Here is a 26,276-nt window from a genome sequence, read left to right as displayed (position 1 = left end):
ATCAAAGGGGGCAAAATACCTTTTGACCCCAACATCATATCTATTGATTATTGTTTTAGGGCGCTTCGGCGCCCTAAGTAACAGGGAGGTTTAATATGGCGAGGCTTCTTGTGGTAGACGATGAAGAAAAAATTCGTTTAATCATTCGAAAATACGCCGAGATGGAAGGACATCAGGTTACAGAGGCAAAGGATGGAATTGAGGCAGTTTCTATTTGTGCACTAGAAGATTTTGATGTGATAATACTTGATGTTATGATGCCGGGAATGGACGGTTTTGCAGTGTGTAAGCAGGTGCGTCGTTATAAAAAGATTCCAGTTATTATGCTGTCAGCCAGAGGCGAGGAGTATGATCGCATCAAAGGCTTTGAGTTAGGTGTTGATGATTATGTAGTAAAACCGTTTTCGCCTAAAGAGCTTATGTGCCGTGTGCGTGTTGTCGCGCAGCGAAACAGCGTATCAGGTACTGCGTATACAAAATCTGCATTGCAAAGTTCAGTGCAAGCAGGGCAGAGTGAGAAAAGCCAGGAGATTGAAGACACTCTTACAGATCGCAAGGTGTATTGTCATGGCGATTTAGTGGTGGACTTTACCGGAAGAAGCGTGATGATAAAAGATCACAGGCTAGATTTGACGCCGAAGGAATATGATTTATTGTTTTATTTGGTTGAAAATAGAAATATTGCACTTAGCCGTGATCAATTGATTACAAATGTATGGGGATACGATTATTACGGAGATGACCGAACGTTGGATACACATATTAAACGTCTTAGAAGTAGTCTTGAGGAATATAGAAGCTGTATCGTAACGTTAAGGGGAGTGGGGTATCGTTTCGATGATCATATTTAAAAGAAAGCATTTGAGCATTAAGTGGGGGATATTTGCCGGGATTCTTGTCTTTTTGGCAATTCTCCTGCTTTTGCTGTTTTTGTTGCAGACAGTTTATCTGGATGATATCTATAAGGCAGCAAAAAAGAATACACTGAACAATGCGAATGACAATGTAGAGCAGATTTTGGATGATCAGCTAGGAAATCTAAGTGTGATGGAGCAGCAGCTTGATGAACTTACCGCGGAATATGATATTGATATACAAATTTCTGGGGAGGATGGTACACTTCTTTACAGCTCGCTTCGCATGTATGAGAATACACTTCCAAAGCAATTTTATCAGGACTTTTACAAACGGGCAGAAAAAAATGGCGGCAGTTTTACCGAAGAAATCGCTGGAGACATTCAGAGAGATCCATTTGATTTGTTTGAAGGAAATGGGGAGCTGCCTGAAAAGCCAACCGATGAGGAGAATGAGGCTGTTCTGCCGCCCGAGAAGTCAACCGGTGACGGAAACGAGGCTGGTCAACCTCCTCAAAATGAGAATACTGGAAATGGAGTCAGCTTAGATCAGACACCACCGAGCGGGATTGCACAGGAAAGCATGGTGAGCGTAAGAATTTTGACAATCAGCAGTACACCATATCTTACAATTGTAAGCGCACGCCTTACACCAGTAAATGCCACCGTGCAGATGATTCGTCAGGAACTAATATTTGTCTCTATTATTATGATTATTTTGGCACTTGTGCTGGCCATGGTGATCTCACGCTTCATCTCAAAGCCGCTAAGCCAGATGAATGAGAGTGCAAAGGAGCTAGCAAAGGGTAACTATGATGTTGAATTTCATGATCAGAGCAGCCTTGAGATAAGTGAACTGGGGAGCACATTGAATTACACGGCAAGGCAGCTTAAAAAGACTGAGCAGCTTCAGCATGAGCTTATTGCAAATGTGTCTCATGATCTTCGTACACCGCTTACAATGATTCAGGCATATGCTGAGATGATGCGTGATATTCCAGGTGATAATACACAAGAAAATGTACAGGTTATCATTGATGAGGCAGGTCATCTGACAGGTATGGTAAATGATCTTCTCGATATCAGTAAGCTGCAGGCCGGTGTAACGCAGCTAAACAAGACGCATTTCAACCTCACAGCAAACCTTGAGGAAGCAGTGCAGCGCATTGGCAGAATGGCATCAGCAAACGAGTTTACGATTGAGCTAATTTGTGATCATGATAAAGAAGTTTTTGTAGATGCTGATGAGTTTAAGATATATCAGGTTGTTTACAATTTGATCAATAATGCGTTAAATTATTCGGGAGATTCAAGACACGTTACCGTGCGTCAGGAGTGCATAGACGACACTGTAAAAGTATCTGTGCAGGATTTTGGACCGGGCATTGCAAAGGAAAATTTACCACTTGTCTGGGAGCGCTATTATAAGGTAGATAAGGAACACCTGCGAAGCTTTAATGGAAGTGGACTTGGTCTTGCAATTGTGCGAAAGATTTTAGAACTTCATAATGCGCAGTATGGTGTTGACAGTACACTAGGGCAAGGAAGTACATTTTGGTTTTGCCTGAAAGTATCAGATGAGTAATGAACAAATTAGAGCAAAAGGTAAAAAGTAATAGTAAAAATTAGAAACAACAGTATGAAAAAGGGAGGATATATGATAGAAGAAAATAAGTCTTCAATGAAAAACAGTGTCAGAAGGATAATTATAGCAGGAATTGGTGTATTGATCCAGATTATCTGGGTGGTGGTGCTGTTAATGCGTTTAAACGAGTATTCACAAATTATTACATTATTAACAGTAGCAATTGAGCTTGTGCTTGTTTTAGCTGTATATAGTATGGATACCAATGCTGCGTTTAAATTGCCGTGGATCATATTAATTACAGTGGCACCCATTGTTGGAATATGCGTTTTCTTTTTGTTTGGCCGATCAGGGGCAACAAAAAAAGTGCGAGCACGTTATCGCAAAATTGATCAGCAATTGTTTGCATATCTTGATCAGGATGAACAGATTATTGAGGAACTGTCAAAAAAGGATGAGCGACTTGCAAATGACTTTAAATATTTGTGGAAATGTGCATCAAGTCCTGTTTACAAAAATACAGATGTGAAGTATTATGGAGATACCTGTGATGCAATGGCGGCTCAGCTAGAAGATATGATGCAGGCAAAAAAGTTTATCTTTTTGGAGTACCATGCGATTGAGATGGCAGAGTCTTTTCAGGCATTGCGCAAGGTTTTGATGGCAAAGGCAAGAGAAGGCGTAGAAATTCGTATTTTGTATGATGATGCCGGCTGTATAGGATTTTTAAATCCACGTTTTATCAAATACATGGAAAGTATGGGGATTCAGTGCCGTGTGTTTAACCCAATTATGCCGGTGCTTAATATTTTCATGAATAATCGTGATCACAGAAAGATTACCGTTATTGATGGAAAGGTTGCTTATACGGGCGGCTATAATTTAGCAGATGAATATTTTAATATCACGCATCCGTATGGGCAGTGGAAGGACAGTGGAATACGTTTTGAGGGAGATGCCGTGCAAACGGCAACTATTCTGTTTCTGGAAATGTGGAATGCACTTAGAGAACAGGATGTCGATATTGAAAAGTATCTTCCAGTATATCCTTATAAAGCAAAGGAACAGGGATTTTTTGCGCTTTACGGTGATAGTCCGCTTGATAAGGAACCAGCAGGTGAAAATGTTTATATGAATCTGCTACGTCATGCAAAAAAATATATTTATTTTACGACGCCATATTTGATTCTAAGCGATGAGATGACAAGAGAGCTCACTGGAGCAGCAAAGCGCGGTGTTGATGTGCGAATTATTACACCTGGCATTCCTGATAAAAAAACAATTTTTCAGGTAACAAAATCTTATTATCCGCAGCTCTTAAAGCATGGTGTTAAGATTTATGAATATACGCCGGGCTTCATGCATGAAAAGCAATGTATCTGCGATGGAGAGATTGTTGTAGTGGGAACTATCAATCTTGATTTTAGAAGTTTGTATCTTCATTTTGAAAATGCAGCGCTTTTTTGTGGGTATGAAGCAGTTTCTCATGTCAAGGAAGATTTTGAAGCACTATTTCCAATCTGCAAGGATATGTCAAAGGAGCCATCTGAAAGGACAAGACGCCTTCGCTTATCACAGCTGATATTAAGGTTATTCTCACCTCTTATGTAATGATACCAGGGTCAAAAGGTCAGAAAGCCGATGCAAGCTTGCTTGCAAGAGGTTTTTTGAACTCTTGACCCCAACATCATGTAATAACACTATATAAATAAATCTACGAAAGGAAAAAGAATATGTCTGTTTTATTTCCAAAAATCCCAGCTCTCCTGCACGGAGGCGACTACAATCCAGACCAGTGGCTGGATCGTCCTGATATCCTTGAGGAGGATATTAAAATGATGAAAAAGGCAGGAGTAAACACGGCAACAGTTGGTGTATTTTCCTGGTCTGCACTTGAGCCGCAGGAAGGAAACTTCCAGTTTGGATGGCTTCATGATATCATGGATAAATTATATGAAAATGGTATTTATACTGTTTTGGCAACGCCGACAGGAGCCAGACCGGCATGGATGGATGAAAAATATCCGTCCGTTCTTCGCGTCGAGAAAGATGGACGCAGAAATCATCACAGCGGCAGACACAATCACTGCATGAGTTCTTTAGAATACCGTTCACTTGTTGAGAAGATGGATACAAAGCTTGCGCAGGAATTTGGAAATCATCCAGGACTCATTTTATGGCATATTTCAAATGAGTTTGGAGGAGAGTGCTATTGTGAAAACTGTAAAAAGCGGTTTCAGGAATATTTAAGAGAGAAGTATCACAATAACATTGAAGAACTGAATAAGCAGTGGTGGACCTCCTTCTGGAGCCGCCGTTTTGACTCTTTTGAGCAGATAGAGCCGCCGTATGACAATGGAGAGCATTCTATTCTGGGATTAAATTTGGATTGGAAGCGTTTTAACTCCTGGAATATGAAAGATTACCTTGCATTTGAGCGCAGAATTTTAAAGAAGTATACGCCTCAGGTTCCAGCAACAGCAAACTTTATGAAGCTGTTTGAGCAGTTAGATTATGTGGATCTGGCAAAGGAGATTGATATTATTTCGTGGGATGGTTATCCGAGCTGGAATAATGATTATGAGACACCGGCAGATACTGCGGCAGAGCTTAGCTTTGATCATACAGTTATGAGAAGCTTAAAGAAGGATAAGCCATTTATGCTTATGGAGAGCACACCAAGTCTTGTTAACTGGCATTCATTTAATAAATTAAAGCGTCCGGGCATCCTTCGCGCAAGCAGCATTCAGACAATTGGCTGTGGAAGCGATACAGTTCAGTATTTCCAGTGGAGAAAAGGTCGCGGTGCAGCGGAACAGTTCCATGGCGCTGTTGTAGATCATCTTGGAAGAGATGACACAAGAGTATTCAAAGAAGTATCAGAGGTTGGAGAAATTTTAAAGAAGTTGGCACCAGTTACAGGTTCAAAGGTAACGTCAAAGGCTGCTGTTCTTTTTGATTGGAGCAACCGCTGGGCGATTAAGGACATGCAGGGCATGGCGCGTGATACTAAAAATTATGAGAAGGAAGTACGCAAATTTTACAATATTCATTTAAAGAAGGGCATCAATGCAGATATAGTATTCCCACTTGAGGATTTGTCTTCATACAGTCTTGTTGTACTGCCAATGTATTATGCTGTATCCAAGGAGGCTGGTGAATGGTTAAAGGAATATGTAAAAAATGGTGGAACAGTAGTGGCAACATATCTGACTGCATATGTAAATGAAAATACGCTGGCATACTTAGGCGGCTTTCCGGGCGCAGGTCTTGGAGAGGTCTTTGGTCTGTATGCTGAAGAGCTTGACACATTATATCCAACGGATTCAAATTCAGTTTTGATGAAGGATGGAAACAAGGCTTTAGTAAAGGATTACTGTGAGTTGATTAAGCTTACAGGGGCAGAAGTTCTTGGTACATACGAGAGCGATTTCTATGCAGGTATGCCGGCAGTAACTGTACACTCCTATGGAAAGGGAAAGGCATATTATATTGGAACAAGAATGGAAGAGACGGATCTGATTAAATTCTTTACACCAATCTGGTCAGAATGCGGTATTAAGGAAAAAGAGCTTCCAGAGGGAGTAGAGTATCTGACACGTACAGCAGAAGATGGCAGCACCTTTGATTTCTATGTCAACTATAACGCAACGCCGGCAACTGTTCAGTTGGCAAAAAATGGAACTAATCTTTTAAACGGCGAGGCAGTAAGCGGCAAGGTTGAGATCTTACCATTTAATGCAGTTGTTGTAAAGTAAGCAATTGTGAGGTTTTGAGATGAGAAAAGAATTGTTTCATATGGAGCGCGATGTCTTAAATATAGGAGATAGTGTGACGATCATTGAGGGACAGCTTCCATTTTCGTATTACTATACAATTGTTCCGGCGTTGGCTATGTCCAAAAATTATAAGAATGCGGAGCGCATTAAGAGCCGTGAGGGCAAAGTTGTTTCAAAGGAACGAAAGGGCAGTACGTTTGAAATCTATGTTGAGTTCGAAAACTGATTATTTTGTAGGAATTGAACGGTGCACATAAATAAAGAGCACAAAAATTTTGCAATTATGCAGAAATTTGTTTTAGGACTTGAAAAAATAATTTATCCATGGTACTATATTTTAGATAACAACAAAATTCAAGGCGAGGTACCGCCTGGATAGAGAATTGCGGACGGTGCACGTATGTGTACCGTCTTTATTTTTGGCGAAAGGGCATGGTGAACCAATGAAGGCATTTCTAATTTTAGAGGATGGACATGTATTTACAGGTACAGCGATTGGCGCAGATAAAGAAATCATCAGTGAGATTGTTTTTAATACTTCAATGACAGGCTACCTAGAGGTACTTACAGATCCTTCTTATGCGGGTCAGGCTGTTGTAATGACTTATCCGCTGATCGGTAATTATGGAATCTGTTATGAGGATATGGAGTCAAAGCGTCCGTGGCCGGATGGCTATATTGTACGTGAGTTGTCCCGTATGCCAAGCAACTTCAGAAGTCAGGGAACTATTCAGGAGTTTCTTGAGAAAAATGAAATTCCAGGAATCTGTGGAATTGATACTAGAGCATTGACACAGCTTTTGCGTGAGAAGGGAACCATGAATGGTATGATTACACGCAGAGAGGATTTTGACTTGGAGGAGATCCTTCCAAAGCTTAAGGCATATTCCCCGACTGGCGTAGTAATGGCAACTACATGTAAGGAAAGAGAAGTATTGCCGGGAGATGGCTACAAGGTAGCACTTCTTGATCTTGGTGCAAAGAAAAATATTGGCGACTCACTGCATAAGAGAGGTTGTGAAGTTAACATTTATCCTGCTGACACAAAAGCAGAGGATATTCTTGCAGCAAATCCTGATGGCATTATGCTTTCAAACGGTCCTGGAGACCCGAAGGAGTGTACAGAGATCATTAAGGAGATCAAAAAGCTGTATGATTCTAACGTTCCGATTTTTGCAATCTGCCTTGGCCATCAGCTGATGGCACTGGCAAATGGTCTTGATACACATAAGATGAAATATGGTCATCGCGGCGGCAATCATCCGGTAAAGGATTTAAAGACAGGAAGAGTTTATATTACCTCTCAAAATCATGGCTATGTTGTAGATACCGACAAGCTTGATCCAAAGGTTGCTGTGCCGGCATTTGTAAATGTAAACGATGGAACAAATGAAGGTCTTTCTTATACAGGAAAGAACATTTTTACAGTTCAGTATCATCCAGAGGCTTGCCCGGGACCGCAGGACAGTGCGTACCTGTTTGACAGGTTTTTGGATATGATGGCAGCAGGAAAAAATAAATAATAGACGACAGGAGGAAACACAGCAATGCCAAAGGATAGCAGTATAAAGAAGGTTCTTGTAATTGGTTCGGGTCCGATTGTCATCGGCCAGGCAGCAGAGTTTGACTATGCAGGTACACAGGCCTGCCGTTCATTAAAGGAGGAGGGTGTATCAGTTGTTCTTGTAAACTCTAATCCAGCGACGATTATGACAGATAAAAGAATTGCTGATCATGTCTATATCGAGCCGTTAACAGCAGAGGTGTTAGAGCAGATTATCGAAAAAGAGCGTCCTGACAGTGTTCTTCCGACACTGGGAGGTCAGGCTGGTCTAAATCTTGGTATGGAGCTTGCAGAGAAAGGTATTCTTGAAAAATATGGATGCCGTTTGATTGGTACTACACCAGAGACGATCAGAAAGGCAGAGGATCGTCAGGAATTTAAGGATACAATGGAAAAGATTGGAGAGCCTTGTGCAGCATCTAAGGTTGTTCACAACATTCCAGATGGTCTTGAATTTGCAGAACAGATCGGTTATCCAGTTGTTCTTCGTCCTGCCTACACACTTGGAGGAAGCGGCGGCGGAATCGCATATGACAAAGAGCAGATGGAGGAAATTTTAGGAAATGGTCTTCGTCTTTCCCGTGTAGGTGAGGTTTTGGTTGAGCGCTGTATCGCAGGATGGAAAGAGATTGAGTACGAGGTAATGCGTGATGGTGCAGGAAATGTAATTACAGTCTGCAACATGGAAAACATTGACCCTGTTGGTGTTCATACAGGAGATAGTATAGTTGTTGCACCGTCTCAGACGCTTGGTGATAAGGAATATCAGATGCTTCGTACCTCAGCGTTAAATATCATCAGTGAGTTAAAGATTACTGGAGGATGTAACGTTCAGTACGCATTAAAGCCAGACAGCTTTGAGTATTGTGTTATTGAGGTAAACCCGCGTGTAAGCCGTTCCTCTGCACTGGCATCAAAGGCAACAGGTTATCCGATTGCAAAGGTTGCAGCAAAGATTGCACTTGGCTACACTCTTGATGAGATTCCGAATGCCATCACAAAGAAAACCTTCGCAAGTTTCGAGCCAATGTTAGACTACTGCGTTGTCAAGATTCCGAGACTGCCATTTGATAAGTTTATCAGTGCATCAAGAAAGCTGACAACACAGATGAAGGCAACAGGAGAAGTTATGGCAATCTGTGATAACTTCGAGGGTGGTCTTATGAAGGCACTTCGTTCTCTTGAGCAGCATGTTGACAGCCTTGTAACAGATGAGTACAGCAAGCTGACGGCAGATGAGTTTGAGGAGCAGATGAGTATTGTCGATGACCGCAGAATCTTCCGCATTGCAGAGGCAATCCGCAGAGGCTACAGCTATGAAAAGATCCATCAGATCACAATGATTGATCCGTGGTTTATTGACAAGATTGCTATTCTTGTAGAGATGGAGACACGTCTGAAAACAGAAGAACTTACTCCTGATCTGTTAAAGGAAGCAAAGCGTATTGAATTCCCGGATAAGTTAATCGCATCCTTAAGCGGCAAGACTGAGGATCAGGTAAAGAAGATGCGCTATGACAATGGCATCACAGCAGCCTTTAAGATGGTTGATACATGTGCAGCAGAGTTTGCAGCAACTACACCATATTATTATTCTGTTTTTGGAAGCGAGAATGAGGCGAAAAAGACAGAGGGAAGAAAGAAGGTTCTTGTTCTTGGTTCTGGACCTATCCGTATCGGACAGGGTATTGAGTTTGACTTCTGTTCTGTTCATTGTACGTGGGCATTTGCAAAGGAAGGCTATGAGACTGTTATCATCAATAATAACCCTGAAACAGTTTCAACCGATTTCGATATTGCAGATAAGCTGTATTTTGAACCACTGACACCAGAAGATGTGGAGAGCATTGTAAATCTGGAACATCCAGACGGCGCTGTTGTTCAGTTTGGTGGTCAGACAGCAATCAAGCTGACTGAGGCTTTAATGAAGATGGGAGTTCCGATTCTTGGAACGAGCGCAAAAGACGTTGATGCAGCAGAGGACCGTGAGCTGTTTGATCAGATTCTTCGCGAGACAAAGATTCCGCGTGCATCAGGCGGAACTGTATTTACAGTAGAAGAGGCATTAAAGGTTGCACATGAGCTTGGTTATCCAGTGCTTGTTCGTCCATCCTACGTTCTTGGCGGTCAGGGTATGCAGATCGCAATTAATGATGAGGATATTACGCAGTATATTGGTATTATCAATCGTTATGCACAAGAGCATCCGATTCTTGTCGATAAATATTTGATGGGTAAGGAGCTTGAGGTTGATGCTGTATGCGATGGACAGGATATTCTGATTCCTGGTATCATGGAGCACATTGAGCGTGCTGGTATCCACTCTGGTGATAGTATTTCTGTTTATCCGGCAAAGAGCATCAGTCAGAAGACAAAAGAAACTATCGTTGAGTATACAAAGCGTCTGGCAAGAGCGCTTCATGTAAGAGGTCTGATTAATATTCAGTTTATCGAGTATCAGGGAGAGGTCTATGTAATTGAGGTGAATCCGCGTTCTTCCCGTACTGTACCATATATCAGTAAAGTAACAGGTATCCCGATTGTCGATCTGGCAACACAGGTGATCATCGGAAACACAATCCGTGGTCTTGGTTATGAGCCAGGTCTGCAAAAGGAAGCAGATTATTATGCAATTAAGATGCCGGTATTCTCCTTTGAAAAGCTGCGCGGAGCTGATATTGCACTTGGACCAGAGATGAAGTCAACAGGTGAGTGTCTTGGAATTGGCAAGACCTTTAACGAGGCACTTTATAAGGCTTTCCTTGGTGCAGGCTTCCATCTTCCAAAGTATAAGAAGATGATTATTACAGTTCGCGATGATGATAAGGAAGAGATCGTAGATATTGCAAGACGTTTCAAGGCAATTGGCTACGAGATCTATGCGACAAAGGGAACAGGAGCAGCACTTCGTGCAAAGGGAGTGGATACACTTTATATAAGCAAGCTGGAGCAGGATTCACCGAATCTTCTTGATTTGATTCTTGGCCATCAGATTGATCTTGTCATTGATACACCAACACAGGGCGCAGAGCACAGCCATGATGGTTTTATTATCCGTAGAAATGCAATCGAGACAGGTGTAAATGTACTGACAGCAATCGATACAGCAAAGGCATTGATTACTAGTCTTGAGAATAGAGAAGAGCAGCTGACACTGATCGATATCGCAACCATTTAAGACACCAGGGGACAATAGAAATATTGTCCCCTTATGCGTTTTGAAAGGAGAAAATTTAATGCTTAGACAAACAATAGCAGAGCTTATCGTACTATTTTTTTGCTATTCTGTCGCCGGATGGTGCATGGAAGTGATATTAAAGTATATACAGTTTCACCGTTTTATTAACCGTGGATTTTTAATTGGTCCATATTGTCCGATTTATGGCTCAGGTGCCGTTGTTGTAACAGTTTTAGTTGGTGGACTGATTGGAAATGCAAGCTATATTGTGACGTTTTTGGCGTCTTTTGTACTCTGCGGAGTCCTAGAATATTTTGTCAGCTGGTACATGGAAAAAATGTTCCATGCGCGCTGGTGGGATTACAGCCAAAAGCCAATGAATCTGCATGGCCGTATTTGGATTGGAAACTTGGTATTATTTGGAATTGGAGGTGTGGCAATTGTAAAGCTGATTGATCCAGTTTTGATGAAATGGATTCATGCCATTCCGCAGTGGATTCTTTATACGCTGTCAGGTGCAATTGTTATGCTGATGATCTGGGATAATATTGTATCACATATTGCATTTAATCTTGTTAAAAAGGAAATTGATGGTGTAGAAGCAGATAATTCTGAGGAAGTCAGCACAAAGGTGCGCCAACTTCTTCGCGAGGATCCGGTACTGCTTCGCCGTATCGGAGAGGCATATCCGAACTTAGAAATCAATTCTAAGAAATTTGCAGAGAAGCTAAAGGCACAGGCAGAGGCTGTACAGGAGAGTGTAGAAGAGAAGAAGCAGGCAGTGGCGGATGCTGTAGCAGAGGGAAAATTGGCGGCAGAAGCGGCAGCAGAAGAACGGAGACTGGCAGCAGAGGAGCGAAAACAGCTAGTGCAGGAGGCCGTTGAAGAGAAAAAAATAGCCTTTGAGGAGAAAAAACAGGCAGTAGCTCTTGCTGTGTCAAAAGCGCAGCAAAAGCGGCAGTCAGAAGAGGCTTTTCGTGCTCGCATGAAAAAAGCAGATCAGAAAAAACGGGAAGAAAAAATAAGAAAAGGAAATAAAAAATGAGATATCAACCATTGTCGAGGCGACTGATCAATTTGATCTATCCGCTCGTCATCTATATGGCTATAGGAATGGCAGTGCTAGGTCTTTATCCAAACGGCGGTCTGATGGCAAATCTGATTGAAAAAGTGTCCTGTATTATAATTATGGGAATTTTATTTTACAAAGATTCCAAACAGATTCGCTGGGAAGGCAAGAAGCTATCACTTTATTCTGCAATCATCATGATTATCATTGGAATATGTGCCTGTATTGGCGTTAATATGCTGTTTGAGTTAACTGGGTTAAAGACAATCAGAGAAGAAGATGCAAAAAACGTAGCAAAGGCACTTTATTCAGACAAGCTGTGGCTTCAGATACTTGTAGTTGGCATTGCAGCACCAGTGGCAGAGGAACTTTTATTTCGCGGTATCCTTTACAGAAGAATGCGTACGTGGCTTAGTGTGGGGCCGTCAGCCTTGGCAGCGCTTTTGATTTTTGCCGCAGTTCATGGCAATCTGCTTCAGGCACTGTACGCATTTATTTTAGGAGCACTTCTTGTTTGGACATATGAACGGTTCGCAAAGCTTACAGCACCAATTATTTTGCATGTATCAGCCAACCTCATATCCATTCTTGTACAGCAAAGCACATGGCTTAGCAGCTATTTGCAGACATATGCAGTGGCTGCCTGCATCATTGGTTTTGCAGGAACAGCTGCAGGAGTTGTGTATATTACAATTCACGAATAAGCCGGAAACTATTGCACCGAGGGGCTTTCATGAACAGTAACTTTTGTATTTGACAAAAAGACCTTGCAGTAGCCTGAAAAATTGTATATAATCACCTTGTATGGTATTTGTACAGGAAAATTTGCACTGCAGCATATGCTGCTAGGCTACAGAAAGGTATTTATGATGAAACTTTTAACAATAACAGTTCCAAGCTATAATTCAGAGGCATATTTGGATCGCTGCATGGCAACGCTGCTTCCGGGTGGTGATGAGGTAGAGATTTTGATCGTGGATGACGGATCAACAGACCGTACAGCAGAAATTGCGGACGAATATGAGAGAAAATATCCGAATATTGTGCGGGCAATTCATAAGGAAAACGGAGGTCATGGAGACGCAGTAACGACGGGAATCAGAAATGCAACAGGTCTGTTCTTTAAAGTAGTTGACAGTGATGATAGCCTTGCACCAGAAGCTTATAAGCAGGTGCTTGATTTTTTACGCCGTATTGTCAAAAAAAATCATGAGCTTGATATGCTGATTTCCAATTTTGTTTACGATCGTCATGACGAGAATGGTGATGTGCTTCGCCAGAAGTCAATTGATTATCGCAAGACACTTCCAAGGGGACGTTTCTTTAGCTGGAAAGAAATAGGTAAGTTCCAGACAGGTCATTATCTTTTGATGCATGCAGTAATATACCGCACCAGTCTGTTAAAGGGAATTAACCTGACGCTTCCAAAGCATACATTCTATGTTGATAATATTTATGTATACAAGCCATTTCCATATGTGCGCGTTATGTACTATCTGGATGTAGATTTTTATATGTACTATACGGGAAGAGAAGATCAGTCTGTTAATCAGCAGGTTATGATGAAGCGAATCGACCAGCAGGATCGCGTCAATCGCATCATCTTTGATGCATTTGATCTTGAAAAAATCAGCAACAAAAAGCTGCGCAGCTATTTATATAGCTATCTGCAGATTATGTGTACGGTAACTACAGTTCATTATGCGTTAATTAACACAGAGGATTCAAAACAAAAAAAGGAAGCACTTTGGAGTTATATGAAAAAAGAAAATCAAACTATGTGGCGTCATCTTCGTTTTAGTGCTCAGGGAATTGCACTAAATCTTCCAGGTAAGGTCGGAAGAGCGATTGTATGCAGGGGATATGGTTTGGCACAGCGCTTCTTTGGATTTAGCTAATAATTTTTTGGGGGAAAAGGAGAGTTATTATTAAGACTCTCCTTTTTTGTGTTTTTTGTGGGATGAAATTTTATGACACAAAAAAAGGACCACTTGCGCGATCCTTGTAGTCAGTAGCGGAAGGGAGATTTGAACTCTCGACACCACGGGTATGAACCGTGTGCTCTAGCCAGCTGAGCTATTCCGCCAAGATGGGGCCTATAGGGCTCGAACCTATGACCCTCTGCTTGTAAGGCAGATGCTCTCCCAGCTGAGCTAAGACCCCTTGACGAAGAGAAGTATAGCGCATATCAAAGAAAATGTCAAGCAAATTTTTCAAAAAATTCCGAAAATTTTTATAGATTCTGCGTGGAAAATAAAAGTGAGTCGTGATATGATAATAATATCAGGGTCAAAAGGTTAGAAATCTGGTATCAAAGGAGTCAAAAACATTTTGCCCTTAACATAAAGAAAGGTAAGGAGATTTGATATGAGAGTTGGTATGGGATATGATGTGCATCGCCTCGTTGAGGGACGCAAACTGATTTTAGGCGGTGTAGAGATTCCGTATGAAAAAGGACTTCTTGGTCATTCTGACGCAGATGTGCTGCTTCATGCAATAATGGATGCGCTGCTTGGTGCGGCTGCACTTGGAGATATTGGTCAGCATTTTCCAGACACGGATCCGGCATATAAGGGAGCATCAAGCATAGAATTGCTAAAAAGAGTAGGAGAACTTCTTGAGGAAAATTGTTACTACATCAGCAATATAGATGCAACTGTTATTGCACAGAGACCGAAGCTTGCCGGATATCGTGAGCAGATGAGAGCAAATATTGCAGAGGCACTTCATCTTGAACTCGATCAGGTAAACATTAAGGCAACAACAGAAGAAGGACTAGGCTTTACAGGAACAGGAGAGGGCATCTCTTCACAGGCAGTCTGCTTAATTGATAAGCCAGAATTTTATATGGACGGTACGATTGGCTGCGGTGGCTGTGGCGGCTGTAAAAATTGATCTATACTGATCTTTAGGAATTGAAAATTTGAAAGGATAACTGGAAAATAATGGGAGGACTTGATTTATTCGGGTGTCTTTGGCTCTTTTTCGTATATTCATTTTTGGGATGGATTGCGGAGACATGTTTTTGTGTCTTAAAATACCGAAAATTTATGAACAGAGGTATGCTAAACAGCCCACTTTGTATTGTATACGGCATTGCAGCAGTAATTATAACAATTGGCTTTCCAGAATTGTTTGATGAGGTACCGATTTTGTTTCTGGGCTGTGCGGGAGTTAGTACACTTCTTGAGTGGTTTACAGCAAAGATTCTTGAAAAATTGGATCATAAAAAATGGTGGGACTATTCTTCTAAAAGATGGAATCTTGATGGATACATCTGTCTGCAGTATTCTATTGTATGGGGTATCTTAGGCGTTTTATCAGTTAAGTTTGTAACACCTGTTTTGATGAAATTTTATCATATGGTACCATCATTTATGATGCAGATTACATTGTGGGCACTGCTTGGTGTGTTAATAGTTGATATTTTGGGATCTACATATATCATTCGCGGCAGTGTAAAGAGAAATGATACGATTCAAAAGATTGATCACGAACTCTATAGCAGAAAAAAACGATTTGGAAGATGGCTTGAAAAGCATATCCTTATGCGTGTGGAAAAAGCATATCCTGCGATCAATGAGGGAGAACGCGTAGAGAAGGAAAAAATAACCGTTTTTGCTGAAGGCTGCAGTTTTTACAAGCTTGTATTATTGTTTTTTATAGGTGCATTTGCAGGCGATTTGATAGAGACTATATTTTGCCGTATCACGATGGGGTACTGGATGAGCAGAAGCAGCGTTGTATGGGGTCCATTTAGTATTGTATGGGGTCTTGCAATGGTGGTGGCAACATCGCTTTTGTACAATTACAGAAATCGCTCCTCATCGTTTATTTTTGCGATGGGAACCGTATTAGGCGGTGTATACGAGTATTTGTGCAGCGTTTTTACGGAAATCGTATTTGGAAAGATCTTCTGGGATTACAGCGGTTTTATGTTTAATATCGGAGGACGAATTAATTTGCTGTTTTGTTTTTTCTGGGGAATTGCAGGTGTTGTATGGTTGAAAGGAGTTTATCCTTATCTTTCTAAGTGGATTGAAAAGATTCCAATGCTTGCTGGAAAAATCATAACATGGTGTCTTATCATTTTTATGGCAGCAGACAGTCTTGTGTCAGCAGCGGCACTTATGCGCCAGGATCAGCGTGAAAAAAATATTCCAGCAAGCAATGTTGTACAGCAGTGGCTGGATGAAAATTATGATGATGAAACACTTTATAAGATTTATCCAAAGGCAAAGAAGCCAAAAAAGGTTGACAAATCCGAAAACATCACATATAGTAACACTAGAAATGATGCAGCACTGTAATACAGTGAATAAACAGACATCTGTGATATTTTTGCATCATACAATAAAAAAAGCTTCGAAAAGGCTTTGAACGGAAAGAGTACTGTCGCAGGAAATGTCAGAGAGAGCAGGCCCAGGCTGAAAACCTGCTTCATGGAACGGGACAGGAAGTGCATCCGGGAGCTGGCTGTGTGAATAAAGTAGCATGGCACGCTGGTTTGCGTTATCACCGGCTGTGTATACAGAATAAGTGTCAGCATCTATGCTCTCACAGGAGTGGAACCGCGGAAAATTTTTCGTCTCCTGGCTTTTGCCAGGGGACGTTTTTTTGTGCGAGAACTGCGAAGCAGTGGAGCAAGTCGTATGTATCAAAAACTGCGGACAAAGATTTTCGAAGCAGGAAGGGAGTGGCATGAGAATCGTTCAATATGTACTTGATGAAATTTCGCTTATCAGAGAACGGGATCCGGCAATTAATTCGCCGGCAGAGGTATTTTTGTATCCCTGTTTCTGGGCGGTACTTTGGTATCGTCTTGCGCACAGACTTTACCTGAAAAAAAGGTATTTTGCAGCGCGTATGATCTCTCAGTGTACAGCGCGAAGAACTGGAATCGAGATCCACCCAGGAGCTAAGATCGGAAAAGGCTTTTTTATTGATCATGGTCATGGTGTTGTGATTGGAGAGACAGCAGAGATTGGTGACAATGTTACCTTATATCAAGGTGTTACACTTGGTGGTACAGGAAAAGAGCATGGAAAACGCCATCCGACAATTGGAAATAATGTTATGATCAGTGCAGGCGCGAAGGTTCTCGGTTCCATTACAATTGGAGACAACTGTAAAATCGGTGCTGGAAGTGTTGTACTAAAACCAGTTCCGCCCAATTCTACGGTGGTAGGAGTTCCAGGACGTGTTGTCAAACGTGACAATGTACGATTGCCGCAAACTGATCTTGATCAGGTGCATATGCCAGATCCGGTGCTTGCTGATATTGAACAGCTTAAAAAGCAGTACGCTAAGCTGTATCAAATGGTTGAGAAATCACAGATGAAAACGAAAAGAAGAAAGGAAACAACATGGAAATCTACAATACATTAACAAAACGAAAAGAAGAATTTAAGCCGCTTGAGCCGGGAAAGGTAAAAATGTATGTCTGCGGTCCTACAGTATACAATTATATTCATATTGGAAATGCACGCCCGATGATCGTATTTGATACTGTGCGCCGCTATATGGAATACAAGGGCTATGACGTAAATTATGTTTCAAATTTTACTGATGTAGATGATAAGATTATCAAAAAGGCAAATGAGGAAGGTGTTGAGGCATCTGTTATCTCTGAGCGTTTCATAAAGGAGTGCAAGCAGGATATGGCTGCTATGAATGTAAAGCCGGCGACAACTCATCCGCTTGCAACACAGGAAATCGATGGAATGATCGATATGATCAGTACCTTGATCGAAAAAGGTCATGCTTATGAGAAGAATGGCACTGTTTATTTCCGTACTGCAAGTTTTAAGGATTATGGTAAGCTTTCTCATAAGAACCTTGATGATCTTCAGTCAGGTTTTCGTGATTTAAAGGTAAGTGGCGAGGAAGACAAGGAAAGCCCGCTTGATTTTGTTTTGTGGAAGCCAAAGAAGGAAGGAGAGCCATACTGGGAATCTCCGTGGAGCGAAGGACGTCCGGGATGGCATATTGAGTGCTCTGTTATGTCAAAGAAATACTTAGGCGAGCAGATTGATATTCATGCCGGTGGTGAGGATTTGATTTTCCCACATCATGAAAATGAGATTGCACAGAGTGAGGCATGCAACGGAAAAGAGTTTTCTCATTATTGGATGCACAATGCGTTCTTAAATATTGATAACAGAAAAATGAGTAAGTCACTTGGTAACTTCCTGTTAGTAAGAGATATTGAGAAGAAGTATGATCTTCAGGTACTTCGTTTCTTTATGTTAAGCGCACACTACAGAAGTCCATTAAATTTCAGTGCAGAGCTTATGGAAGCAGCAAAGAACGGTCTTGATCGTATCTTAACATGTGCTGCATGGCTTCAGAAGCAGTCTGCTAACGAGGGTGAGCTTACTAATCAGGAGAGCGAAGTAGTCGAGGAAGCAAAGAAATATGTAGGCAAGTTTGAGGCAGCAATGGAGGATGACTTTAATACAGCAGATGCAATTGCAGCTATTTTCGAGCTTGTAAAATATGTAAATACAAATAAGACAGATGAGCTTTCAGGAAAAGCAGCAAAGGCACTGTATGAGATTTTAAAGCAGCTTTGCGATATCCTTGGTATTATCATTGAGAAAAAAGAAGAACTTTTGGATGCTGATATCGAAGCCCTGATCGAGGAGCGTAAACAGGCAAGAAAGGCAAAGAACTTTGCGCGTGCCGATGAAATTCGTAAGGAGCTTGCAGATAAGGGCATTATTCTTGAGGATACAAGACAGGGTGTGACCTGGAAGCGTGTGTAATAAAAATCAGAAAGATATAGAAAGAGGAAATACATGGAACAAAATCAGCAGCTGCTTGAACAGATCCAACAGAAATTTTTATTAAAGCAGATGCCTGCAAAGGAATATTCACCTTTGGTGCTTGCTTATATTGGCGATGGGATTTACGATATGATTGTCCGCACGATTTTTGTAAGCTACGGAAATACACAGGTTGATAAATTAAACAAGCAGGCAAGCAATGTCTGCCGTGCCTCTTCACAGGCCGCGATTGCATTTGCAATTGCACCGCTTTTGACAGAGGAAGAGACATCTGCTTACCGCAGAGGTCGTAATGCAAGATCTTTTACAAAAGCAAAGAATGCAACGATGTCTGATTATCGTCATGCAACTGGATTAGAGGCACTTTGTGGTTATCTGTATTTAAATGGTGAGATGGAGCGTTTGCTTGATCTTCTTTCAGAGGGCTTTGTGCGCACAGGTGTGCTGTGCGTCGAAGCACCAGAAAAAGAGAAGCTGCATCAGAAAGAAGAAAGGACGAAGGAATAAAGAAAATATGGGATATCATGAATCATTAACAGAGGGCCGAAATGCGGTTCTTGAAGCATTTCGAAGCGGAAAAACTGTTGACAGACTGTTTGTACTTGATGGCTGTCAGGACGGACCTGTAAAGACGATCCTGCGTGAAGCAAAGAAGCAGGATACGATGGTGCAGTATGTAAAGAAGGAGCGTCTTGATCAGCTGTCTGAGACTAAGAATCATCAGGGCGTGATTGCATATTGTGCAGCATGTGAGTACGCAGAGGTCTCTGATATTTTAGAGAATGCAAAGAAAAAGGGTGAGGCACCGTTTATTGTGCTTCTTGATGGGATTGAAGATCCGCACAATTTAGGTGCTATCATTCGTACTGCAAATCAGGCAGGTGCACATGGTGTAATCATTCCAAAGCGCAGAGCAGTTGGTTTAACAGCGACAGTTGCACGTACCTCTGCAGGTGCAGTGAATTATACGCCTGTTGCAAAAGTAACAAATCTTGTTACTGTAATGGAAGACTTAAAGAAAGAGGGAATGTGGTTTGTCTGTGCAGATATGGACGGCGAGGAAATGTATTCCCTTAATTTGAAGGGACCTATCGGTCTTGTCATTGGAAATGAAGGAGAAGGTGTATCAAGACTTGTAAAGGAACATTGTGATATGGTTGCCTCTATCCCAATGAAGGGTGACATCGATTCATTAAACGCATCTGTAGCTATGGGTGTTCTGGCATACGAGATTGTAAGACAGAGACGCTTTTAAAGCATACGATGTTTTTGATCAAACTATTTTCGACATGTCAGACTCCGTAAAAATACCGACTGTGAGTTGAAATAACATGAGCAGATAGCACGAATTTTGACACAATTTAGCTCTTTGTATAGTCGGAGAGCTAAATTGATGTCTTTTTTAATAAAAATAAAAAAACTTAAAAAAGGTGTTGACAAAACATTCGGAAAGTAGTATAGTAGTGCGTGTCGAGCGAAATAAAGTTCGGCAAACAAGCTGATGTGGCACAGGTGGTAGCGCACCTCATTGGTAATGAGGAGGTCACGGGTCCGAGTCCCGTCATCAGCTTTCGATAAGTTTTTGAGAGATCAAAGATTTATTGAAAAAAGAATATAAGCTGATGTGGCACAGGTGGTAGCGCACCTCATTGGTAATGAGGAGGTCACGGGTCCGAGTCCCGTCATCAGCTTTTTGACAAGGCTTTCTGAGAGATCAGAAGGCCTTTTTGATACATTGAAATCAGAAAGAAAAGGTTGACATTTAAAGACCTTTGACATATCCTAGTAGATAAGGGCATTGCGCTTAATTAAAGGAGGAAGACTATGGAGAATAAAGACATCGTCCTGGAAGAAAACAAAGAAGAAAAGACGACAGTCTCAAAAAATTTTATAGAGATGATCATCGATAAGGATTTAGCGGAGGGAACTTATGACCACGTTCAGACAAGATTTCCACCGGAGCCAAATGGCTATCTGCACATTGGACATGCAAAGTCTATTTTATTGAACAGTGGACTGGCAAAGGAATATAATGGCAAGTTCAACCTGCGTTTTGATGATACAAATCCAACAAAGGAAAAGACTGAGTTTGTTAAGTCTATCACCGAGGATGTAAAGTGGCTTGGTGCTGATTTTGAGGACAGACTGTTTTTTGCATCAGATTATTTTGATCAGATGTATGAGTATGCCGTATTCCTGATTAAGAAGGGAAAGGCATTTGTTTGTGATCTGACAGCAGAGCAGATTCGCGAGTACAGAGGAACCTTGACTGAACCAGGTAAGGAGAGCCCATATCGCAACAGAAGCGTAGAGGAAAATCTGCAGCTGTTTGAGGAGATGAAAAACGGCAAGTATGCAGACGGAGAGAAGGTACTTCGTGCAAAGATTGACATGGCTTCCCCGAACATGAATATGAGAGATCCTGTTATCTATCGTGTGGCTCATCTGACTCATCATAATACTGGAGATAAGTGGTGCATCTACCCGATGTACGATTTTGCTCACCCAATCGAGGATGCAATTGAGCACATTACTCATTCTATCTGTACTTTGGAGTTTGAGGATCATCGTCCGCTGTATGACTGGGTTGTAAAAGAGTGTGAGTTTGTTATGCCGCCAAAGCAGATCGAGTTTGCAAAGCTGTATCTGACTAATGTTGTTACTGGAAAGCGCTATATTAAAAAGCTCGTAGAAGACGGCGTAGTAGATGGATGGGATGATCCGCGTCTTGTTACAATCAGTGCACTCAGAAGACGTGGATTTACACCAGAGTCTATCCGCATGTTTGTTGATCTTTGTGGTGTGGCAAAGGCAAATTCTTCTGTTGATTATGCAATGCTTGAATATTGTATCCGTGAGGACTTAAAGCTTAAGCGTTCAAGAGTTATGGCAGTACTGAATCCAATTAAGTTAATCATTGATAACTACCCAGAGGATCAGATGGAAGAACTTGATGTTGTCAATAACCTTGAAAACCCAGAGCTTGGAAGCAGAACAATTCCGTTTGGCAGAGAGCTTTACATTGAGGCGGATGATTTCATGGAGGAGCCGCCAAAGAAGTATTTCCGTATGTTCCCTGGCAATGAGGTTCGTCTGATGAATGCTTATTTTGTAAAGTGTACAGGCTGTGTTAAGGACGAAAATGGCAATATAGTTGAGGTTCATGGAACTTACGACCCGGCATCAAAGGGCGGAAACAGCCCGGATGGCAGAAAGGTAAAGGGAACTATTCATTGGGTAGCAGCGAAGACTGCATTCCACACTGAGGTTCGTCTGTATGAGAACTTAGTAGACGAGGAAAAAGGTAAGCTCAATGAAGATGGCACATTAAACTTTAATCCGAACTCTTTAACCGTATTAAAGGATTGTGTGCTGGAGCCATCTTTAAAGGATGCAAAGGCTTACGACAGCTTCCAGTTTGTGCGCAATGGCTTTTTCTGCGTAGACTGCAAGGATTCCGAGGAAGGAAAGCCGGTATTTAACCGCATTGTTTCATTAAAGTCAAGCTTTAAGCTGCCAAAATAAGGAGCAGACGGCATGAAAGAAAAACTGTATACGATTCCGATTAACGATGCGTTTGCGATGGACAGTGAGTGTCCTATCTGCGCTATGAAGACAATTCTTGAAAATAATGCAGTCGAATTTACCATGGGTCCTAGCTACATGGAGGATGATATCCGCATGGAGACAGATCGAATGGGATTTTGTAAGGCACACATGAAGATGGTATTTGATCAGAATAATAAGCTTGGTCTTGCATTAGTCTTAAAGACACACATCGACCGTACAAACAAAGAAATTGAAAAGCGCATGAAGATGCCGCCCAAAAAGGCATCCTTCTTTAAGAAGGAGACAAGCAATCCGTTAACAGATTATATTGATGAGTTAAATAAGTCATGTTTTATTTGTGATCGTATAAATAACACCTTCGAGCGTTATCTGCATACTGTAGTAGCAACTTGGAAGAGTGACGCTGCATTTAGAGAGCTGTACGCAAAGGGAAAGGGTTTTTGTACTGAGCATTATGGTGATCTGTTAAAGGAAGGTGCGAAATGTCTTAATCAGAAGGAGCTTGACGAGTTTACAGAAATTACAGGAAAGCTGTATCTGGACAATATGAAGCGTCTTGCAGAAGAACTTGACTGGTTTGCAGATAAGTTTGATTATCGATTTAAAGATGCACCTTGGAAAAACTCCAAGGATTCAATTCCGAGAGCAATGATTAAAACAAACGGCATCATGGAGATGGATGACAAAAAGAAAAAAGACTGACAAAAAAACGACCGGGAAACCGGCCGTTTTTTTGATTTTTAAAGATGGATAGAAGAATTAACAGAATCTTCTTCTTTTGTTTTTTCTGGATTAACATCATCCTCGTGAAGTGGTTTAGTATCGACAGCAGCATCTTCATCAGAAACACCGTCCATTTCATACAGATCAGAAACACCCTCACTAAGATCTTCGTCAATATCGACACTAAGATCTTCAATGTCAAGATCTGCGATATCACTGTCAGCATTCATGTGTTTAAAATGGAAATTAGAATCATCGTCCTTTGCTTGTTCTTCTGTAGTTTCTTCACATTTGTTTTCATCAGCCTTCTTGTCACTGTGAGAACCTGGACGCAGATTTTTTGTAAGGTGAGCTGCATCAGCAACAAGCTTTGCGGCGTCGTCTAAAAGCTGTCCCTTATCAATATTGATGTCTACATCGCTGTTTTTTCCAGTTACATGAATATTGATATATCGACGGCTAGAGGAATCAGTTGCCTCATCGGAAGAAATTGCATCAGACTCTTCTTCAGATGCTGTGTTTGCAGCCTCATCCACGTTTTTCGTGGTGTCATCCTCGTTTCTGTCTTCATCAAAATCATCTTCGCTAGGTCCGCATTCGCTGCAATTTGACTGGATCTTCACGTACTTATGCAGCAGAGCGGCACTTGCTGCAACTCCTGCACATACAGCAGCGCTCTTGAGTGCCAGCTTGGTCACTTTCTTCATAAAATCAGCCATAGCAAACTCCTTTCTTTCACAAAATTTTTGCCAATGATACTAAGGATTCACAACTTTATTGTCTGGTATCATCGGGATGTCATGACTAGTATACTCTATTTTGAACAAAATGGAAAGACAAAATGTAATTTTTGTATAAGAAAAGAAAATAATAGAAAAACGATAGAAAAACAAAGAAAACAAGAGAAAAATAAAGATAAATACTAATATATAGCCGTATACAAGGTTGCAATATTTTGCCAAAATCATTATTATAAACAATGTCATAATTAGCACTCAGATGAAATGAGTGCTAGCAATAAGACATAAGATAAGAAAATAAAAACTATAATAAAGTATAGTGTTAATTATTAAGGAGGTTTCCATTATGAAGTTAGTACCTTTAGGTGACAGAGTTGTATTAAAGCAGGTCGCAGCAGAAACCACTACAAAGTCTGGTATTGTTATTCCAGGTTCTGAGAAAGAGAAGCCACAGCAGGCACAGATCATCGCAGTTGGTCCAGGCGGAGTTGTTGATGGCAAGGAAGTAACCATGCAGGTAAAGGTTGGTCAGACTGTTATCTACTCCAAGTATGCCGGAACAGAGGTAAAGCTTGAGGATGAGACCTACATTATTGTAAAGCAGAGTGATATTCTTGCAATTGTTGAATAATTATCTGTAGTAGATCTTAAATTAAATAATTTGGTCAAAGATGATTGATTTGATGCGAGTTGAAAACTTGTATTGTGTGGATTGAAAAGAATTGAAATAGTATCAGGAGGAACAAAATCATGGCTAAGGAAATTAAATATGGCGCAGAAGCAAGAGCAGCCTTAGAGGCTGGTGTAAATAAACTGGCAGATACCGTTAGAGTAACCCTCGGACCGAAAGGAAGAAATGTTGTTCTGGATAAGTCCTACGGTACTCCGTTAATCACAAACGATGGTGTTACTATCGCAAAGGAGATTGAGCTTGAGGACGCATTCGAGAACATGGGTGCACAGCTTGTTAAGGAAGTTGCAACAAAGACAAATGATGTTGCTGGTGATGGTACCACAACAGCTACCGTACTTGCTCAGGCAATGATCAATGAAGGTATGAAGAACCTGGCAGCAGGTGCAAACCCGATCGTTTTAAGAAAAGGTATGAAGAAGGCATCTGACGCAGCAGTAGAAGAGATCGCAAGAATGAGCCAGCCGATTTCAGGAAAAGCACAGATGGCAAAGGTAGCAGCAATTTCCGCAGCAGATGAGTCTGTAGGTGAGATGGTTGCAGATGCAATGGAGAAGGTTTCTAAGGATGGTGTTATCACTATCGAGGAGTCCAAGACCATGAAGACAGAGCTGGATCTTGTAGAAGGTATGCAGTTTGACAGAGGTTATGTATCTGCATACATGGCAACTGATATGGAGAAGATGGAAGCAGTTTTAGATAATCCATATATCCTGATTACCGATAAGAAGATTTCCAACATTCAGGAGATCCTTCCATTACTGGAGCAGATCGTTCAGGCAGGAGCAAAGCTGTTAATCATCGCTGAGGATATCGAGGGTGAGGCATTGACCACACTTATTGTAAACAAGTTAAGAGGAACCTTCCAGGTAGTAGGTGTAAAGGCTCCGGGTTATGGTGATCGCAGAAAGGAAATGCTGCAGGATATCGCAATTCTGACTGGCGGTACTGTAATTTCTTCTGATCTTGGCTACGAGTTAAAGGATACCACTATTGATATGCTTGGACGTGCAAAGTCTGTAAAGGTTCAGAAAGAGAACACAGTTATCGTAGATGGCTGCGGACAGAAGGCAGATATCGAGGCAAGAATTGGTCAGATTAAGGGTCAGCTCGCTGAGACTACATCAGAGTTTGACAAGGAAAAGCTGCAGGAGCGTCTTGCAAAGTTAGCAGGCGGAGTAGCAGTAATCCGTGTAGGTGCAGCAACTGAGACAGAAATGAAGGAATGCAAGCTGCGTATGGAAGATGCATTAAATGCAACAAGAGCAGCTGTAGAAGAGGGTATCGTTGCAGGTGGCGGTACTGCATATATTGAGGCATCCAAGAAGGTTGCCGAGTTGGTTGCTTCCCTTGAGGGAGACGAGAAGACAGGTGCAAAGATCATCATGAAGGCACTTGAGGCTCCACTGTTCCATATCGCAAGCAACGCAGGTCTTGAGGGCGCTGTTATCATCAACAATGTCCGTGAGGCAAAGGATGGCGTAGGCTATGATGCTTACAATGAGACTTATGTAGATATGATCGAGGCAGGTATCCTTGATCCGGCAAAGGTAACAAGAAGCGCACTGCAGAATGCAACAAGCGTAGCTTCTACATTACTGACAACAGAGTCTGTAGTAGCAAACATTAAAGAAGAAACCCCGGCAGCACCGGCAGGCGCAGGCATGGGCGGAATGATGTGATAAAACAGCTCATTCTAGCACGCGTTCAGAATAAAACATGCTTGCATGTTTTT

The 26,276-nt window shown here is 41.5% G+C and carries 21 protein-coding genes, 4 tRNA genes and 1 other annotated feature; of the genes, 22 read left to right on the top strand and 3 right to left on the bottom strand.

The annotated features are described in order from the left end of the window. Positions 1 to 95 precede the first annotated feature (95 nt). The 10 genes from LKD48_RS07175 (at position 96) to LKD48_RS07130 (ending at position 13,927) form a co-directional block, all read left to right on the top strand. Entirely contained in the window at positions 96 to 851 is a 756-nt protein-coding gene (locus tag LKD48_RS07175) for a response regulator transcription factor (protein ID WP_118612082.1), read from the top strand. Then, on the top strand, positions 838 to 2,439 hold the full coding sequence (locus tag LKD48_RS07170) for a sensor histidine kinase (RefSeq protein WP_308731593.1): 1,602 nt from the start codon (positions 838 to 840) through the stop codon (positions 2,437 to 2,439). Before LKD48_RS07175 ends, LKD48_RS07170 begins: the two co-directional genes overlap by 14 nt. 72 nt (positions 2,440 to 2,511) lie before the next feature. Then, positions 2,512 to 4,050: a cardiolipin synthase gene (cls, locus tag LKD48_RS07165; RefSeq protein ID WP_308731592.1), complete on the top strand. Its 1,539-nt coding sequence runs from the start codon at positions 2,512 to 2,514 to the stop codon at positions 4,048 to 4,050. A 122-nt stretch (positions 4,051 to 4,172) separates the two neighbouring features. Continuing rightward, positions 4,173 to 6,197: a beta-galactosidase gene (locus tag LKD48_RS07160; protein WP_118612085.1), complete on the top strand. Its 2,025-nt coding sequence runs from the start codon at positions 4,173 to 4,175 to the stop codon at positions 6,195 to 6,197. A 19-nt stretch (positions 6,198 to 6,216) separates the two neighbouring features. Then, positions 6,217 to 6,444 carry a hypothetical protein gene (locus LKD48_RS07155; protein ID WP_118612086.1) on the top strand — a complete coding sequence of 76 codons (228 nt, stop codon included), beginning with the start codon at positions 6,217 to 6,219 and terminating at the stop codon, positions 6,442 to 6,444. 217 nt (positions 6,445 to 6,661) lie between these two features. Then, on the top strand, positions 6,662 to 7,741 hold the full coding sequence (locus LKD48_RS07150; protein WP_118612087.1) for a carbamoyl phosphate synthase small subunit: 1,080 nt from the start codon (positions 6,662 to 6,664) through the stop codon (positions 7,739 to 7,741). A 24-nt stretch (positions 7,742 to 7,765) separates the two neighbouring features. Continuing rightward, positions 7,766 to 10,960, top strand: a complete 3,195-nt coding sequence (gene carB / locus LKD48_RS07145) for a carbamoyl-phosphate synthase large subunit (protein ID WP_308731591.1) — start codon at positions 7,766 to 7,768, stop codon at positions 10,958 to 10,960. 58 nt (positions 10,961 to 11,018) lie between these two features. After that, the gene (locus LKD48_RS07140; RefSeq protein ID WP_118612089.1) at positions 11,019 to 12,005 is read left to right on the top strand and encodes a putative ABC transporter permease; all 987 of its coding nucleotides are present in this window, start codon (positions 11,019 to 11,021) and stop codon (positions 12,003 to 12,005) included. Next, on the top strand, positions 12,002 to 12,733 hold the full coding sequence (locus tag LKD48_RS07135; protein ID WP_308731590.1) for a CPBP family intramembrane glutamic endopeptidase: 732 nt from the start codon (positions 12,002 to 12,004) through the stop codon (positions 12,731 to 12,733). The genes LKD48_RS07140 and LKD48_RS07135 overlap by 4 nt, the downstream gene beginning before the upstream one ends. A gap of 165 nt (positions 12,734 to 12,898) precedes the next feature. Further along, entirely contained in the window at positions 12,899 to 13,927 is a 1,029-nt protein-coding gene (locus LKD48_RS07130; RefSeq protein WP_118612091.1) for a glycosyltransferase family 2 protein, read from the top strand. Positions 13,928 to 14,041: 114 nt separating this feature from the next. Here LKD48_RS07130 and LKD48_RS07125 read toward each other — a convergent pair. Both LKD48_RS07125 and LKD48_RS07120 read right to left on the bottom strand, forming a co-directional pair. Continuing rightward, a tRNA-Met gene (locus LKD48_RS07125) sits at positions 14,042 to 14,115 on the bottom strand. Positions 14,116 to 14,119: 4 nt separating this feature from the next. Continuing rightward, positions 14,120 to 14,192, bottom strand: a tRNA-Val gene (locus tag LKD48_RS07120). A 204-nt stretch (positions 14,193 to 14,396) separates the two neighbouring features. On the opposite strand from LKD48_RS07120, the gene ispF reads away from it, so the two are divergent. From ispF to LKD48_RS07070, 10 genes are all read left to right on the top strand, one after another. After that, positions 14,397 to 14,924, top strand: a complete 528-nt coding sequence (gene ispF / locus LKD48_RS07115; protein ID WP_118612092.1) for a 2-C-methyl-D-erythritol 2,4-cyclodiphosphate synthase — start codon at positions 14,397 to 14,399, stop codon at positions 14,922 to 14,924. 50 nt (positions 14,925 to 14,974) lie between these two features. Further along, entirely contained in the window at positions 14,975 to 16,339 is a 1,365-nt protein-coding gene (locus tag LKD48_RS07110; RefSeq protein ID WP_308731589.1) for a putative ABC transporter permease, read from the top strand. Between the two features lie 57 nt (positions 16,340 to 16,396). Next, positions 16,397 to 16,625 (top strand) — a binding site (T-box leader). A gap of 105 nt (positions 16,626 to 16,730) precedes the next feature. Next, on the top strand, positions 16,731 to 17,417 hold the full coding sequence (epsC, locus tag LKD48_RS07105) for a serine O-acetyltransferase EpsC (protein ID WP_308731588.1): 687 nt from the start codon (positions 16,731 to 16,733) through the stop codon (positions 17,415 to 17,417). After that, positions 17,396 to 18,796 carry a cysteine--tRNA ligase gene (cysS, locus tag LKD48_RS07100; RefSeq protein WP_308731587.1) on the top strand — a complete coding sequence of 467 codons (1,401 nt, stop codon included), beginning with the start codon at positions 17,396 to 17,398 and terminating at the stop codon, positions 18,794 to 18,796. Before epsC ends, cysS begins: the two co-directional genes overlap by 22 nt. A 33-nt stretch (positions 18,797 to 18,829) precedes the next feature. Continuing rightward, positions 18,830 to 19,324 carry a Mini-ribonuclease 3 gene (locus LKD48_RS07095; protein WP_227099982.1) on the top strand — a complete coding sequence of 165 codons (495 nt, stop codon included), beginning with the start codon at positions 18,830 to 18,832 and terminating at the stop codon, positions 19,322 to 19,324. A 7-nt stretch (positions 19,325 to 19,331) separates the two neighbouring features. Further along, the gene (gene rlmB / locus LKD48_RS07090; RefSeq protein ID WP_118612097.1) at positions 19,332 to 20,072 is read left to right on the top strand and encodes a 23S rRNA (guanosine(2251)-2'-O)-methyltransferase RlmB; all 741 of its coding nucleotides are present in this window, start codon (positions 19,332 to 19,334) and stop codon (positions 20,070 to 20,072) included. 242 nt (positions 20,073 to 20,314) lie between these two features. Continuing rightward, a tRNA-Thr gene (locus tag LKD48_RS07085) sits at positions 20,315 to 20,387 on the top strand. A gap of 48 nt (positions 20,388 to 20,435) precedes the next feature. Beyond that, positions 20,436 to 20,508, top strand: a tRNA-Thr gene (locus LKD48_RS07080). Positions 20,509 to 20,641: 133 nt separating this feature from the next. Next, entirely contained in the window at positions 20,642 to 22,342 is a 1,701-nt protein-coding gene (locus LKD48_RS07075) for a glutamine--tRNA ligase/YqeY domain fusion protein (RefSeq protein WP_066562356.1), read from the top strand. 12 nt (positions 22,343 to 22,354) lie between these two features. After that, entirely contained in the window at positions 22,355 to 23,089 is a 735-nt protein-coding gene (locus LKD48_RS07070) for a DUF6062 family protein (protein WP_066562354.1), read from the top strand. A 38-nt stretch (positions 23,090 to 23,127) separates the two neighbouring features. On the opposite strand, the gene LKD48_RS07065 is transcribed toward LKD48_RS07070, so the two are convergent. Next, positions 23,128 to 23,829 carry a hypothetical protein gene (locus LKD48_RS07065; protein WP_308731586.1) on the bottom strand — a complete coding sequence of 234 codons (702 nt, stop codon included), beginning with the start codon at positions 23,827 to 23,829 and terminating at the stop codon, positions 23,128 to 23,130. 367 nt (positions 23,830 to 24,196) lie between these two features. Here LKD48_RS07065 and LKD48_RS07060 point away from each other — a divergent pair, with 367 nt between their 5' ends. Continuing rightward, on the top strand, positions 24,197 to 24,481 hold the full coding sequence (locus LKD48_RS07060; protein WP_118612100.1) for a co-chaperone GroES: 285 nt from the start codon (positions 24,197 to 24,199) through the stop codon (positions 24,479 to 24,481). A gap of 119 nt (positions 24,482 to 24,600) precedes the next feature. Beyond that, the gene (gene groL / locus LKD48_RS07055; protein WP_262537404.1) at positions 24,601 to 26,223 is read left to right on the top strand and encodes a chaperonin GroEL; all 1,623 of its coding nucleotides are present in this window, start codon (positions 24,601 to 24,603) and stop codon (positions 26,221 to 26,223) included. Positions 26,224 to 26,276 lie beyond the last annotated feature (53 nt).

This window comes from Anthropogastromicrobium aceti, from assembly GCF_020687335.1.
GTDB classification, from domain to species: domain Bacteria; phylum Bacillota; class Clostridia; order Lachnospirales; family Lachnospiraceae; genus Anthropogastromicrobium; species Anthropogastromicrobium aceti.
Note: the sequence above shows the minus strand (reverse complement) of the source record. Positions and strands in the feature narration are given on the sequence as shown.